Genomic DNA, 14,681 nt, shown 5'->3' with positions numbered 1-14,681 from the left:
CTACGAGTGCAGCTTACGGTAAAGAGCCGGCTTCACCCCGACTGTCTTGGTAAAAATCTGACTGAAATATCTGGAATCCTTATATCCCACACTCTCTGCGATCGCAGCGATCGTCTCATTTGTATCGCAGATCATTTCCTTGGCTTTCTCCATGCGGATATTGACAAGATATGCGCTGAAATTGATTCCTGTCTCTTTTTTGAAAAGTACGCTGAAATACACTGGATTAAGCCCGACAATATCAGCCAGGTCTTCCAGTACAATCTTCTCTCCGTAGTGCTCATCCACATACTGTTGTGCCTGTCTGATCGGTTTTGCAGACTCTGCTTCCATAGCCTCCCGGCTTGCGTCCAGGTACCCTCCAAGGCTCTCCTTCAGAAGACTTTTTAACGCCGGAATCGTATAGCAGTGCTGGCAGTTGGACTTCAGTCCTTTTCTGACACTTCTGGACTCATCGTGCTGCATATCGATATGTTCAAAGAAAAGAGTGATCAGAGCTTCAGCCAACTCATAGCATACGGAAAAATCCAGATCGTCTCTCAACATAAATTCACTGTACATCTGATTAATGCACTGTTCCAATTTCTCCCGGGAATAACTCTCGATACTTGTCAGTATATCATTTCTGTATCTGTCAATAAAATCAGCGGAATCTGTCTTTCGTCCGCGGGTAATGGACTCTGCGTAAATGATTCTGCCAACTCCCAGCTTGATCCTGTTTCCGACAGCCTGGTTCGCCTCACGTATAGAAAACCGGATCTCACTGAACTCCGTTCTCTCAGTTCCTACTCCTATCGTCACCTCATACTGTTCAAATCCCATCAGATATTCCTTAACGGATGAGAGGATATCGCTGATCCTGTTCCTGATCTCTTTTGTTTTGCTGCAGTCGTAGTTAAACAGACAGTAGATATGCAGATTTTCCTTCTCGCAGATCAGCACTTCCTCCGCCTCTGTCTGAAGGATACTTTCCACCGAAGAGGTGATTCTCTCAACAGTCAGTTTATCCTGCTTTTTATCATGCTTATTGTAATCCACGTAGTCCAGCTTAATATCAATCCCCCTGTAGATCTCTCCCTCCAGAGGCACCCGCATATCTTCCGGCTGGATTTCGTCTTCCTGCTCAATAATATTTTTCAGGAAATCTCTCTTAATGATCTGACGACTCTCAGAAACCGCTTCCCTCATCTCCATCTGTTCTATGGACTGCTGATATTTCTCCATAAGCTCTGTGTGAAGCTTTTTCATCACCTTATTGAGCTCGTTCTCATTGATCGGCTTCAACAGATAATCGTCTACGCCATACTGAAGTGCGCGATGCGCATACTCAAATTCCTTGTACCCGCTGATCACAATAAACTTCATCTCTTCATGCAGCTCTCTTGCCTTGCTGATCAGGTCAAGCCCATTCATTTTAGGCATACGGATGTCAGTGATGACAATATCAAGAGGCACTCTCTGTATGAGCTCAAAAGCGCTCTCACCGTTATCCACTACATCCACGCACTCCATATTGAATTCATCCCAGCGGATCAGATGCTTGATCAGCATCCCTATCCGAAATTCATCCTCAACAATTAAAACCTGCCATTTCCTCTTCTGCATTTTTTCTTCCTTCTCAATCGCAAAGATGTATCAGTTACGTTATCATCTGCTGGCCAACACCAAAAGTCTTCTCTTAAAACGGCGTCCCGATCATGTTGTAGGGCGTCACCTGATACACGTAATAATTCAGCCAGTTGGTGTACAGGTTGTTCCCGTGGGCCCGCCAGGTCAGGAGAGGCTTTTTCTGCGGGTCATCATCCGGATAGTAGTTCTCCGGCATCTCAATGGGCAGCCCCTTGGCCAGGTCTCTTTTATACTCCCCGTCCAGGGTGACCCTGTCGTACTCCGGGTGCCCCATGACGAAGATCTGGCGTCCGTCCCGGGCCATGGACAGGAAAGCCCCCGCCTTCTCTGACTCCGCCAGGATGGTGATCCTGCCGTCCGCGCGGATCCTGTCCGCCGGCACGTTGGTGTGTCTGGAGTGGGGTGCCAGGAACACATCGTCAAATCCACGCACAAGGGGGATCTTCCGGTTCAGCACCCTGTGGCTGAAGACGCCGAACAGCTTCTTCTCCAGAGGCACCTTGTCGATCCCGTAGTGGTAGTAGAGGGCCGCCTGGGCTCCCCAGCACAGGTGGAGGGTGGAGGTCACATTGGTCTTGGTCCACTCCATGATCTCGGTCAGCTCCTCCCAGTAGTCCACCTCCTCAAAGGGCATCTGCTCCACCGGGGCGCCGGTGATGATAAAGCCGTCGAATTTCTGATCCTTTACCTCCTTAAAGGGCAGATAAAACTTGTTCAGATGGCTGGTGGACGTGTTCTTGGACTCATGGCTGGACACATTGATGAACACCACATCAATCTGAAGGGGTGTGTTGGACATGGACCGCAGGATCTGCAGCTCCGTGTCCTCCTTCAGCGGCATCAGGTTCAGAAGCCCGATGCGGATGGGCCGGATGTCCTGATGGGTAGCCCGGTGCTCATCCATCACAAAGATATTCTCCTGCTCCAGTATCTCTTTTACCGGAAGATCGTTCTGTACTCGAATTGGCATAGTCTTTTCTCCTTTATCCTCTCTGAATTCTTCTATATATTCACTCTGTTATCTCGCTGTCCTGGCTCTGTTGCCTCACTTCTGGTCCTGCCTGCCGTTTTCCGCCTCGCTGCCCTGCCCGTCGCGGGTATCGCCGGCATCTCCGCCGCCCACGTAGGAGCCGCTGTCATCCACATAGCTCAGCTCGTCATAAAAGTCCGACTGAGTAGGGAGATTTTTATTCTCCAGCCGTCTGTTGACGATTGTCTGGACAATATAGTAGATCACCGCAAAGGTGGGCACCCCCATGAGCATCCCCGGGAACCCGAAAAGCCCTCCTCCCAGGAGGATGGAAAAGATAACCCAGAAGGCGGAAAGCCCTGTGCTGTTTCCGAGGATCTTAGGCCCGATGAAATTGCCGTCCAGCTGCTGCAGGAGGAAGATAAAAATAACAAAGTATACGCCCTTCAGCGGATCGGCCAGCATGATCAGGATAGCCGAGGGGATCGCCCCTATGTAGGGTCCGAAGAAGGGGATCACATTGGTCACTCCCACGATCACGCTGACCAGCATGACGTAGGGCATCCTCAGTATGGAAATGCCGATAAAACAGAGCACGCCGATAATGGCGGAGTCGATGATCTTTCCGATGATAAAGCCGCCGAATATCTCGTTGCTCTTCCTGGTCAGATGGAGGATGGCGTTGGCGTTCCTGGTGGAAAACACCGCGTAGACTGTCTTCTTTGTCTGGGAGACAAACTTCTCCTTGCTGAACAGCACATACACGGACACGATGACGCCGATCAGAGCGTTGAACACCTCGCTGAGGAAGCTGATCACGCCCTCCGTCAGGCTGGCCATCAGGTCGTTGATCCGGGCCAGCAGATCCGTGCGAAGCCAGTTCTGCAGCATATCCGTCCCCTCGCTGAGAGCCCGCTTTACGATATCGCCTATGGCAGAGTCATTCGCGTAGAACCTGTTGAACTCCCGCCCTAGGCTGTTCAGCTGCCCCGGCAGCGTCATCACCAGATCCCGGATACTCTTGTACAGCTCCGGTATCAGCATGTTGATCAGGGCAGTGATCAGGAAGAAGAGGAACACGACAGCCAGGGCGATCCCGGCCGCCCGTGAGAGCTTCTTTGCCTTTGTCTCGTTTTTCATCTTCTTTTTCAGCGCCGGTCCGAGATGCCGGTCCACCTGCTTCACAATGGGGTTCAGCAGGTAGGCGATGATAAGCCCGTACAAAATGGGCTTCAGCACATCCACCACAGTCCAGAGCACATCTGTCAGATTGGTGGCCCGCAGCAGGGCAAAATAAAACATAATTCCTGCTGCCACCACAATAAAATATGTAAGTCCCCGGCCAAACTGCTGGCGGATCCAGGAGGTTCCTCTCCCGCTCCTTGGCCTGTCCTTATTCTCTTTTTTTGTTTCCCTCTCCGTCTCGGTCATATCTATCATTTCCTTTTCATTCTGCGCATATAAACTATTATAGCAATGCCCATCTGAAAAAGCAACGCAGAAAGGAACAGCAGGCATGCGAAGGACATACAGAGAGGAAGGACAGCGCATATGCCAATACATATGCCGTCCTTCCTCTCTTTTTCATGATAGGAAGATTATTCCGTGCTCTCCAGCCGCTCTCGCGCTGCCCGCTCTAGTCTCAGCAGGTAAATGTGGTGCACTCTGTCTGGCTGCTCTGACAGGCATTTCCGCCCTCCACACTGATCTTTCCCGCGTTGCAGTGACAGTTGTCATTGTACTTGCACTGGACTGCCTGACAGTCCACACAGCTGCAGGCGGATGCGCTGCCTGTGCTGTTTCCCATTCCCATGCCGGCGGCGCCGCTGTAGGAATTACTCTGGGAATTGCTGTAGGAGCCTCCGAAGGAGTTGGTCTGGGCGCCTCCTCTTTCCTGGAAGCTGTCGCAGCTTGTCTCCTCCGCTCTCTGGGCAGAATTGCCTCCCACCTGGATCTTGTCCAGCGTACAGTAATAGTTCTGGTTGTGCATGCAGGTCTGTACAGTACATTTTAATTCTGGCATTGATACTACCTCCTTTATCTGTTTATCAGAGATAGTATCTGCACTTTTTTTGAAAAATATTCTTCTTTTTTACTCTGGCTTCTGCTTCCCCTGCTCCATCATCTCCACAAAGAGAGCGTGGATATCCGGGTAATCCTTTTTCAGGGACACGGGACGCCCCTTCTCATTTAGAAAGCAGTGCTTTGTCAGCCCCCGGCAGTGGACCATGCCGGTCTTCTCATCTGTCACCTCGTACTCCAGCGTCAGCTTGATGCCGTTGTACTCCTTCATCCTGGTCTGTATGGACACGATGTCCCCGAAGTGGACCATCCGCAGATAGTCCGCCTCCACTCCCAGGACCGGACTTCCTATGCCCAGGGCCTCCATTCTGTCATATCCCATCCCCATCTGCTCCAGAAGGTCTGTCCTGGCCTCCTCGAACCAGCGAATGTAGTTGGAGTGGTGGACGATCCCCATCTGGTCTGTCTCGTAATACTGCACTTTGTGTCTGTATTCCTGTATCTCTCTCATCATTTTTCCGGCCTCCTCACAGATCCGGCGTCCGGGTGCAGTCCCGACCAGCCGGTCTGGGGCATAGTCCCCAGCCTGTACATGTCTTCTTCCGTGATCTCAAATCCGAACACATCCTGGTTCTGCTTCATCCTCTCCATGGCGGAGGACTTGGGAAGGGGCACGATCCCCCGCTGGATAGCGTAGCGGATACACAGCTGGGCCACGGACACGCCGTACTGCCCGGCCATTTCCTGGAGCATCTCATTATCCAGGAGGGCCCGCCTGCCGATGGGGCTCCAGGCCTGCACCAGAATGTCCTTCTCCTGGCAGTACCTGACTGTCATCTCCTGGGTGTAGCCGGGATGGAACTCGATCTGGTCCACCGCCGGGCGGACGCGGCAGTCCTCCAGCAGATTTTCAATGTGATGGGGGAGGAAATTGCTGACGCCGATTGCCTTCACCTTTCCCTCCTCGTACAGCTCCTCCAGCCCCCTCCATGTCTCTTTGTCCAGCTGTTTCCAGTTACTGTAGCCCTCCTCCGGCAGGGGCCAGTGGATCAGGTAGAGATCCAGGTAATCGGTCTTAAGCGCCTCCAGAGACTGCCGGAAGGCCTCCTTTACATTTTCGTAACCCATCTGGGTCTTCCAGGCCTTGGACGTGATGAAGAACTCTTCTCTTGGGACGCCGCTTCTGCGTATAGCCTCCGCCAGATACTCCTCTGTCCCGTAGAAGGAGGCCGTGTCAAAATACCGGTATCCCGCCTCGATGGCCATCTGGATGATGTCTGCGCTCTTTCCGTCCGCCGCCTTGTAGGTGCCGTAACCAAGGCAGGGATTTTTCACTCCATTGTTCAAAGTGTAGCAGTCGTACATATTTTTCATATTTTTCTCCTTTATCTGCAAATCCACATTTTCCAGACCGCGAAAAATTCTCTTGTCATGTAGTTCAAAAACAGCACCGGGCCGCTGGGCGCCGGTATGGCCCGTGGATTTTGGTATCCTGTTCTCCTGGCATACTCCTTTGCCCTGTACATGTGAAAGCTGTTGGTCACGATCCCCACCGGCGCTGTCCGGTCCGGTATGAGCGGGCTGGAAAAGGCAAAATTCTCCCTGGTGGACGTGGAGCGCTCCTCCAGAATGAGCCTTGCCTGGCTGATCCCCCTTGCCCGCATGTACTCTCCCATGGCTCTGGCCTCGCTGACAGCCTCCTCCCTGCCCTGTCCGCCGGACAGGACAGCCATCGTCCCCGGATGCTCCTTCAGGTAGGAAATGGCTGTATCCAGGCGCCGGCGCAGGGAGACAGTCACCTCTGTCCCCCGGATCTGGGCGCCCAGGACAATGATAAAGGGGCAGTCCGTCTCCCGGTCCGGGCGCATCCCCCGGAGGATCCTGATTTCCACCAGCACAAATACAAAAAGGGCAATGGAAAAAGAACTCTCCACTGCCAGTCTAAGCCAGCGGGGGCCTGCAATGACGGCCGCATGCCCGAGAAGGCACGCCGCCCCGGCCCCGGGCCAGAACCCGGCAAAGGTAGAATTCCATTTTCCCATCGCCTTACAGATGATCAGATAATAGGCCAGACAGAAAACCGCTGCTGCCAGTATCATCTTATCTTCCGCAGCAGTGCTTGTATTTCTTTCCGCTTCCGCAGGGGCAGGGATCGTTGCGCCCTATCTTCTTCGGCTTGCGGATCGTGCCTGACTCCTTCTGCTCCTTGTAGAGGGCCTTTCTCTCCTCCTCAGTGAAAATATTGTCCCACTGGGGAAGATTGTAAAGCCAGTCAGCCTTGGCAGCCACCATGTTCTTATATAACAGGGCTTTATCATACACAAGGTTTACCTGTGTGTCCTCATCCATGGTTTCAATAGGGTTCGGCACCTTCAGGCTCTCGTCAATGCCGTCCAGAAAGCCTACCATAGTCATGACGCTGTGTCCAAATCTCTCCGCCAGCTCCTTGACCGTGCCGCGGACCTCCTCGTCCGGATTGGAGAGCAGCTTCTCATAGATTTCCTTCTCAATCTGGAAATAGGAAGCCCAGAACTTCTGAAGCTGGCCTCTGTCTGCCTTCTCATTGTAAGCGGTAGCCCGCCACTGTTCCAGTAATGTACTCATTTTTATACTCCTTTGTGCTCCTGCCTGTGCAGGTTTTTTTCTGTGCAAGCCCTATTATATACTATTTTCCCCGATTTTCAAAGAGGATGGGTTTGATTTTTTAGCTGTTTCCCGATATAATGATGCCAGGATTGTGAAAGCCCGCAGCACGGAACAATCCGTGGACATCGTAAATATGTTTCTGAAAGGAGCCCCTTCCATGGAAAAGATCAGACGGATCCTGGCGGCCTGCGCAGCCCTGCTGCTCCTCGTCATGTACGGCAGCACCCTGTTCTTCGCAGTCACTGACCATTCACAGACAATGGGCCTTCTGAAAGCCTCCATCGTCTGCACCTTTGTCATCCCCGTCCTTCTGTACGCCTACACTCTAGTGTACAAAAATATCCAAAACAGCCGCCCGCCCTCCGACGAGGAGAGCTCCCCCGAAAATGCGGGGAAGGCTGCAGAAGCGTCTGACCCCGGACAGGATCAGACGTAGAGTCCGGCCCACATCCAGGCCGGGCTTTTTTCCTTCTCCCGGCTCCGTCTGCGCTGCTGTGCCTCCTTTATCTTCTGTCTCTTACTCAAGTATTCTTCCATGGAAATCGCTTCCTGGCTGATGTCTTTTCTCTCGCTGTTTCTCATGATGCATACCTCCACTTCTACTTATTTATACTCCATACTCCGTTTTCCCGGCTTTATTATTATATTGCCGGCTTTCTGTTTTTATGACTTTTTTCTTCTATGCTGCTACTATACTCCGCAAATGTGTCTTCTGTATGGAGAGAACCTAAAATAAAAGTAAGGAATTTCTTAAAAAAGTATTGTCACTGCTCCTCCAGGGAATGCTTTTTCCTGATCACTACCGTCTCATCGTAGCAGGCAAATATCTTCTCAATATGCTCCTTTTCAGGTGCCGGCGTCAGAAGGCTCACAATTGGCACGATGATCATTCCCGCCACCATGGCCAGAGCGCCTGCGTTGATGGGGGAGGCGATATATCCTATGAACATGTTGGACACGGTGATGCCCACGCCGGCGATGAAGCTGGCCCACACGGCCGCCCTTGTGGTCCGCTTCCAGTACAGGCCGTACAGGAAGGGAGCCAGGAATGCCCCTGCCAGAGCGCCCCAGGAAATGCCCATAAGCTGCGCGATGAAGGCCGGCGGGTCCAGAGCCAGCACAACAGACAGGAGGATAAAGAACACGATCAGCAGCTGCATCACAATGATCTGCTTTTTCTCGCTCATCTTCTTCATCACTGTATCCTTCAGGAAATCCAGCGTCAGGGTGGAGCTGGATGTGAGGACAAGGGAGGACAGGGTTGACATGGACGCCGACAGCACCAGGATCACCACAATGCCCACCAGAATGTCCGGAAGTCCCGACAGCATAAAGGGAATGATGCTGTCGTACACCACGGATCCGTCCGCCCCGTAGATCTCCGGGGAGTCAAAGAGTCTGCCAAAGCCGCCCAGGAAGTAGCATCCTCCGGACACCACAATGGCAAACACAGTGGAGATGATGGTTCCCGTCTGAACCGACTTCTCATCCCGGATGGTGTAGAATTTGTGGATCATCTGGGGCAGTCCCCAGGTTCCAAGGGAAGTCAGGATGATCACTCCCAGCAGGTTTAAGGGATCCGGGCCGAAGAAGGATGTGAAGGCTCCGGGCTGCCCCATTGTCACCTCCACGTCGCTGGGGATCCGGGCCATCTTACCTACGGCCTCCATGAAGCCTCCCTGGCCTGAGAGAACCGCCGCGATGACCGCCACAATGCCCGCCAGCATGATGATGCCCTGGATAAAATCATTGATGGCTGTGGCCATGTATCCGCCCAGTATCACGTACACGGCCGTGATCACCGCCATGAGGATCACGCACCACTCATAGGGAATGTTGAAGGCCATCCCGAAGAGCCTGGAAAGTCCGTTGTAGATGGACGCTGTGTAGGGCACAAGGAAAATGAACACGATGGCTGACGCCGCGATCTTCAGCCACCGGCTTCCATACCTCTCCCCGAAGAAATCAGGCATGGTCCTGGAGCTCAGGTGCTGGCTCATGACGCGGGTTCTCCTTCCAAGGACAACCCAGGCGAGAAGACTGCCGATAACCGCGTTCCCAATTCCGATCCAGGTGGAGGCAAGGCCGTATTTCCACCCGAACTGCCCAGCATATCCCACAAAGACGACCGCTGAGAAATAGGAGGTTCCGTAGGCGAATGCTGTCAGCCACGGCCCCACTGACCGTCCTCCCAGCACAAATCCGTCTACACTGCCCGCATGTCTCCTGGCATAGATCCCCACTGCCACCATGACAATAAAAAATAACAGCAGGATCGTAAGCTTGATGATCATTTTTGTTTCCTCCTTTTCTCCGCTTTTTCTTCGTCGCTTTAAACCGCAACGCTTTAACGTGTTAAATTATTTCTCTAAAAGAATACCACAGCCCGGGCTGTCCTGTCAACACAAAATGTACAACGAAAACAGGCGGCATGGCCTGTCAGCCATGCCGCCCGAAGGGGATCAAGATCAAACTATTTATTTCTGTAGATAATGTCTCTTCTTCCCGGTCCGTTGGAGATCATTGTGATGGGGTAGCCGATCTCCCTCTCGATGAACTCAATGTAGTTCCTGCAGTTCTCCGGAAGGTCCTCGTACTTCTTAATGCCCCGGATATCGCACTTCCAGCCGGGGAGAGTCTTGAGGACCGGCTTTGCCTTCTCCAAAAGATGGGTGGTGGGGAACTCTGTCGTCACTTCCCCGTCGATCTCGTAGCCCACACAGACAGGGATCTCATCCAGATAACCAAGCACATCCAGCACTGTGAAGGCCACGTCTGTAGTTCCCTGCAGTCTGCAGCCATACTTGGAGGCTACACAGTCGAACCAGCCCATACGTCTCGGGCGTCCTGTGGTGGCGCCGAACTCGCCGCCGTCTCCTCCCCTGCGCCTCAGCTCGTCCGCCTCCTCGCCGAAGATCTCGCTGACAAAGGCGCCGGCGCCGACAGCGCTGGAGTAGGCCTTGCAGACAGTGATGATCTGCTTGATCTCATAGGGCGGGATACCGGCCCCGATGGCGCCGTAGCCTGCCAGAGTGGAGGAGGATGTGACCATGGGGTAAATGCCGTGGTCCGGATCCTTCAGGGAGCCGAGCTGGCCCTCCAGCAGGATCTCCTTGCCCTCCTTGAGAGCGTTGTAAAGGTAGAGTGATACATTGCACACATAGGGCTCGATCATCTCTTTGTACTCTTTCAGTTCTCTATAAAGGTCAGCAGGATCGATCAATGGTTTATGGTACAGATGCTCCAGCAGCACGTTCTTCTGCTCTGCCACCCGGACAGTCTTCTCCTTGAGCAGCTCATCGTCAAAGAGCTCGCTTACCTGGAAGCCGATCTTTGCGTATTTGTCTGAGTAGAAGGGCGCGATACCGGATTTCGTGGACCCGAAGGACTTTCCTCCCAGTCTCTCCTCCTCGTAGGCGTCAAAATTCTTGTGGTAGGACATCACGATCTGCGCTCTGTCTGACACAAGGATCTTCGGCATGGGCACCCCTTTCTCCACGATGGACTGGATCTCTCCGAAAAGTCTGGGAATATCCAGCGCAACCCCGTTGCCGATAATACTTGTGGTGTGACTGTAAAACACGCCGGAAGGCAGTGTGTGAAGTGCAAATTTACCGTAATCATTTATGATGGTGTGTCCCGCGTTGGCACCGCCCTGGAAACGGACGATTATATCCGCGTTCTCCCCCAGCATGTCGGTAATCTTGCCCTTACCTTCATCGCCCCAGTTCGCACCTACTACTGCTTTTACCATTATCCATTCCTCCTGTGTATCATTTACATTCATGGCTCACAAACAGCCATATGCATTATACTATATTTTTCTCCTGTTGTACAACACTTATTTCCCAACGGGCCTGCTTTGCCGGCTACATGAGAGGAGCAACCAGTCTGAGCACCTGCCCTGCTATCTTGGAGAACAGGCTCCTGTTTCTCAGCTCCACAAGACTGACCTTGTGGCACTTCATGAGTGTCTCCTGAAAATCTCTCTCCACCCGGTCCACCACGGAATTGTTGTATATGAACACGCCGCACTCAAAATGCAGGTAGAGACTCCTGTAGTCCAGGTTGATGGTACCCACCGTGGCCGTGTCATCGTCTGACACAAAGACCTTGGCGTGGACAAAGCCCGGCTTGTACTCGTAGATCTGGACCCCCGCCCGGATGAGCTCCCTGTAGTAGGTCTTGGCCACCACAAAGGCGTACCACTTGTCCGGAATGTGAGGCATGATGATGATGACCTCGATGCCGCTCTTGGCCGCCCTTGTCAGGGTAGTGATCATCTCATTGTCCAGTATGAGGTAGGGGGTCATAATGTGCACGTACTTCTTCGCATGGTTCAGGATGTGGAAGTACACCTCCTCCCCCACATTTTCATCGTCAAACGGGCTGTCCCCGTAGGGGAGCACGTACCCCAGCTCTCTTCGCAGCCCCTGCCGCCTTGGAGTCAGGTAATGCCCGTAGTGCTCCTCCTCCTTCTCGTCCACGTTCCACATCTGGAGGAACAGCATGGTCAGGCTCTGGACCGCGTCCCCCTTCAGCATGACAGCCGTGTCCTTCCAGTGGCCGAACCGCTCCTTCCGGTTGATGTACTCGTCCCCCAGATTGATGCCTCCCGTAAAGCCCACCCGGCCGTCAATGACGCAGATCTTCCGGTGGTCCCTGTTGTTCTGCACGGTGGACAAAAAGGGCTTGATAGGGTTCATCATCTTGCACCGGATGCCCTTTCGCTCCAGCTCCTGGGGATAGTCGTAGGGCAGGTTGGAGATGGCGCAGGTGCCGTCGTACATGAAGCGCACCTCCACCCCCTCCCTTGCCTTCTGCACAAGGATCTTAAGGATGGTGTCCCACATGTAGCCCTTCTCCACGATAAAATATTCCATGAAAATGTATTTGCGGGCTTTTTTCAGCTCAGGGACAAGGGCCTCAAATTTGTCCTCCCCCAGCGGAAAGTAGGTCACCTCCGTGTTCCGGTATGTGGGAAATCCCATGTGATGGGCCAGGTAGTAGGCCAGATTCGCATTGGACGGCTTGCTGGCCCGCAGCGCGTCCACCACGTCCATGTCCTGCATCATGTAGGGATCTGTCTCTATCTTCAGGGTGGCCAGCCGCTTTCCCATCCACCGGGCGCCCACCTGTGTCTTTACATATATATAGAACAGTGTGCCCACCGCGGGAAACGCCATGACGCAGAGCATCCACGTCATCTTAAAGGCAGGGTTTCCCTCCGCGTTGATAATATAGATCAGCACGACAACACCCATTACTCTGAGAATTCCGTTTATAAAAAGCGCGTACGACTGCAGCAGATTTGTTGTCACCACAAAAATTCCAAGCTGTATCAGGATCAGAAGAAGAATAAATCCTGTACGGCTGAATATGATCCTGGAAAGCCCTGACCGCGCCTTTCCCGGTTCGTTTTTTCCCATAAAGTCCTCCTTATCTTGTCTGACGCAATATAGTGTAACACACTTTCCCGGCCTCTACAACCGGACCTGTGCCCGGAATTTCGCCAGTATTTGCATGTTTCCCCTTTCTTTTTTTGTTCAAAAGTATTACAATGTATCATAACATACACGCAGTCTGCAGAAAGGAGTCATGAATATGTCTAAATGGATAAAACGCGTGCTCGGTCTGGCCGCTGTGGGAAGCGCCGCTGCCGGACTTTACTATTATCTGAAAAAATCTTCTTCAGATACCACGGATGACGATATGGATGAGTTTGAGGATGAGGATTTTGACCTTGACAACGACCTGAAGCCGGTAGGCGACCGGGAGTACGTTCCCCTCAACACCCCTCCCAGGGAGGACAGCGAAGAGGATGCGCAGGAGCCTGCCGATAAAAAAGAAGAGGCCGGCAGCGAGGACAAAAAGGACGCATAAAAATCACGTGAAAATGAAGTCATGTAAAAAGCGGGAGCCTTCCCGGTGATCTGCAAGGATCATCCAGGGAGAGCTCCCGCTTTTATGTTTCATTTTCGGTTCGCGCTTCCCTTCTGTTCACACGTCCCGCTTCCATATCCCGCAGAGAATGTCGCAGGCCTCCTTGATCCGCTCCTCAGGCATGTTGGCATAGCCCAGAAGGATGACCGCCTCTCTGCCCGGCTCGCCCACGATGTAGTCTGACATGCCGTACACCCGGATCCCCCGGGCGGCCGCCTTCTCTATCAGCTCTCTCTCCGTCCTGCCGTCGTCAAAGTGAAGGAGAAGGTGTACTCCCGCGTTCTCCCCGGATATCCGGCATGTGTCCGCCAGGGGCTTCAGTCCCGCTATGAGCTGGTCGTGCCTGCCCCTGTACAGGGACCGTGTCTTGTTGAGATGGCGCTCATAGTACCCCTCCTCCAGGAAGCGGCACATGATGAGCTGATCCACCTTGGACACAGTGGAATTGATAAACCCCAGCTTTCTTTCGTACTCCACGCACAGGACTTCCGGGAGCACCATGTAGCTGAGACGGATGGCAGGGGCAATGGACTTGGAAAAGGTACCCAGGTATATGACCTTCCCCCTGGCGTCATAGCCCTGGAGCGCCGGAATCGGCTTCCCCTTGTAGCGGAATTCACTGTCATAGTCGTCCTCCACAATATATCTGCCTCTTTTCGCCTCCGCCCAGGCCAGCAGCTCCATCCGCCGGCGGATAGGCATGACGATCCCGGTGGGATACTGGTGGGAGGGCGTCACGTAGGCGATGTCCGCCCCCGACTCCTCCAGCAGCCGGGTGTCCATTCCCCGCCTGTCCATGCGGATGGGACAAACCCTGTAGGACTGGCTCCGGAAGAGCCGGTAGGCCTGCATGTAGGTAGGGTTCTCCACGGCGATGACATGATCTCTCCCAAGCAGGGAGCAAAGGAGCATGAGGAGGTAGTCGCTCCCGGCCCCCACGACCACCTGCCGGGGTGAGCAGTTCACTCCCCTGGCCTGGTAGAGATAGCTGCAGATCGCTCTGCGGAACTCGTACTCCCCCTGTGGCTCACCCAGCCGGAAGAGCTCTGTCCTGTCATCCAGCAGCACCTCCCTGGACAGCTTCCGCCAGATGTTGTAGGGAAAGCTGTTCAGATCTACCCCGTTGGGCGTAAAGTCAAAGCGGTATCTGAAAGACGGCTTCTTTTCCTCCCGCTTTTTTTCATCCCTGGCCGGGGCCGGCTCCAGATGCCACAGCTCCTCCACCTCTGCCACGAAGTATCCCCTGTATGGGACAGCCTCGATGTAGCCCTCTGAAAGAAGCTGCTCGTAGGCCATCTCCACTGTGCTCCTGCTGACCTCCAGGTGGCTGCACAGAGCCCGGGTGGAGGGCAGCTTCTCCCCACAGGAGATCCTGCCTGTCCTTATATTTTCTTTTATATACCTGTAAATCTGCTCGTACAGCGGCGTGCCGCTGTGAGGCGCAAGATGGATCGTCAGCTCGTTCATGGCA

15 protein-coding genes are annotated in these 14,681 nt (G+C 53.4%); 2 read left to right on the top strand and 13 right to left on the bottom strand.

Features of this window, described 5'->3' with window-relative positions:
* The 8 genes from H7U36_RS09410 to H7U36_RS09375 form a co-directional block, all read right to left on the bottom strand.
* Complete coding sequence (locus tag H7U36_RS09410; protein ID WP_033124513.1) at nucleotides 1-1,605, bottom strand: response regulator; 1,605 nt, start codon at nucleotides 1,603-1,605, stop codon at nucleotides 1-3.
* A 73-nt stretch (nucleotides 1,606-1,678) separates the two neighbouring features.
* A complete protein-coding gene (gene metA, locus H7U36_RS09405; RefSeq protein WP_205156058.1) occupies nucleotides 1,679-2,599 on the bottom strand; it encodes a homoserine O-acetyltransferase MetA in 921 nt (306 codons plus the stop codon).
* A 75-nt stretch (nucleotides 2,600-2,674) separates the two neighbouring features.
* Nucleotides 2,675-4,030 (bottom strand): AI-2E family transporter, encoded by a 1,356-nt coding sequence (locus tag H7U36_RS09400; protein WP_191493372.1) that lies wholly within the window; start codon nucleotides 4,028-4,030, stop codon nucleotides 2,675-2,677.
* A gap of 211 nt (nucleotides 4,031-4,241) precedes the next feature.
* Nucleotides 4,242-4,622 carry a DUF1540 domain-containing protein gene (locus H7U36_RS09395; protein WP_138302689.1) on the bottom strand — a complete coding sequence of 127 codons (381 nt, stop codon included), beginning with the start codon at nucleotides 4,620-4,622 and terminating at the stop codon, nucleotides 4,242-4,244.
* 69 nt (nucleotides 4,623-4,691) lie between these two features.
* Entirely contained in the window at nucleotides 4,692-5,132 is a 441-nt protein-coding gene (locus H7U36_RS09390) for an acyl-CoA thioesterase (RefSeq protein ID WP_408610361.1), read from the bottom strand.
* Nucleotides 5,132-5,995, bottom strand: coding sequence for an aldo/keto reductase (locus H7U36_RS09385; protein WP_033124630.1), 864 nt, complete (start codon nucleotides 5,993-5,995; stop codon nucleotides 5,132-5,134). The genes H7U36_RS09390 and H7U36_RS09385 overlap by 1 nt, the downstream gene beginning before the upstream one ends.
* 11 nt (nucleotides 5,996-6,006) lie before the next feature.
* Nucleotides 6,007-6,720 carry a YdcF family protein gene (locus H7U36_RS09380; protein ID WP_138302691.1) on the bottom strand — a complete coding sequence of 238 codons (714 nt, stop codon included), beginning with the start codon at nucleotides 6,718-6,720 and terminating at the stop codon, nucleotides 6,007-6,009.
* 1 nt (nucleotide 6,721) lies between these two features.
* Nucleotides 6,722-7,225: an SEC-C metal-binding domain-containing protein gene (locus tag H7U36_RS09375; RefSeq protein WP_033124508.1), complete on the bottom strand. Its 504-nt coding sequence runs from the start codon at nucleotides 7,223-7,225 to the stop codon at nucleotides 6,722-6,724.
* A gap of 199 nt (nucleotides 7,226-7,424) precedes the next feature.
* Between H7U36_RS09375 and H7U36_RS09370 the strand changes: the two genes are divergently transcribed.
* A complete protein-coding gene (locus H7U36_RS09370; protein WP_138302692.1) occupies nucleotides 7,425-7,703 on the top strand; it encodes a hypothetical protein in 279 nt (92 codons plus the stop codon).
* On the opposite strand, the gene H7U36_RS09365 is transcribed toward H7U36_RS09370, so the two are convergent.
* From H7U36_RS09365 to cls, 4 genes are all read right to left on the bottom strand, one after another.
* Nucleotides 7,694-7,849: a hypothetical protein gene (locus H7U36_RS09365; RefSeq protein WP_171031481.1), complete on the bottom strand. Its 156-nt coding sequence runs from the start codon at nucleotides 7,847-7,849 to the stop codon at nucleotides 7,694-7,696. The genes H7U36_RS09370 and H7U36_RS09365 overlap by 10 nt on opposite strands.
* A 182-nt stretch (nucleotides 7,850-8,031) precedes the next feature.
* Nucleotides 8,032-9,561, bottom strand: a complete 1,530-nt coding sequence (locus H7U36_RS09360) for a sodium:solute symporter family protein (protein ID WP_033124507.1) — start codon at nucleotides 9,559-9,561, stop codon at nucleotides 8,032-8,034.
* A gap of 179 nt (nucleotides 9,562-9,740) precedes the next feature.
* A complete protein-coding gene (locus H7U36_RS09355; protein WP_033124506.1) occupies nucleotides 9,741-11,021 on the bottom strand; it encodes an adenylosuccinate synthase in 1,281 nt (426 codons plus the stop codon).
* Between the two features lie 115 nt (nucleotides 11,022-11,136).
* Complete coding sequence (gene cls / locus H7U36_RS09350) at nucleotides 11,137-12,696, bottom strand: cardiolipin synthase (RefSeq protein WP_033124505.1); 1,560 nt, start codon at nucleotides 12,694-12,696, stop codon at nucleotides 11,137-11,139.
* A 175-nt stretch (nucleotides 12,697-12,871) separates the two neighbouring features.
* Between cls and H7U36_RS09345 the strand changes: the two genes are divergently transcribed.
* A complete protein-coding gene (locus H7U36_RS09345) occupies nucleotides 12,872-13,150 on the top strand; it encodes a hypothetical protein (RefSeq protein ID WP_243127113.1) in 279 nt (92 codons plus the stop codon).
* A gap of 117 nt (nucleotides 13,151-13,267) precedes the next feature.
* On the opposite strand, the gene pdxR is transcribed toward H7U36_RS09345, so the two are convergent.
* A complete protein-coding gene (pdxR, locus tag H7U36_RS09340; protein WP_033124503.1) occupies nucleotides 13,268-14,677 on the bottom strand; it encodes a MocR-like pyridoxine biosynthesis transcription factor PdxR in 1,410 nt (469 codons plus the stop codon).
* Nucleotides 14,678-14,681 lie beyond the last annotated feature (4 nt).

The sequence above is a fragment of the Faecalicatena fissicatena genome, from assembly GCF_016900595.1.
In the GTDB taxonomy this organism is placed as follows: domain Bacteria; phylum Bacillota; class Clostridia; order Lachnospirales; family Lachnospiraceae; genus Claveliimonas; species Claveliimonas intestinigallinarum.
This window is presented reverse-complemented; position numbering and strand designations above follow the sequence as displayed.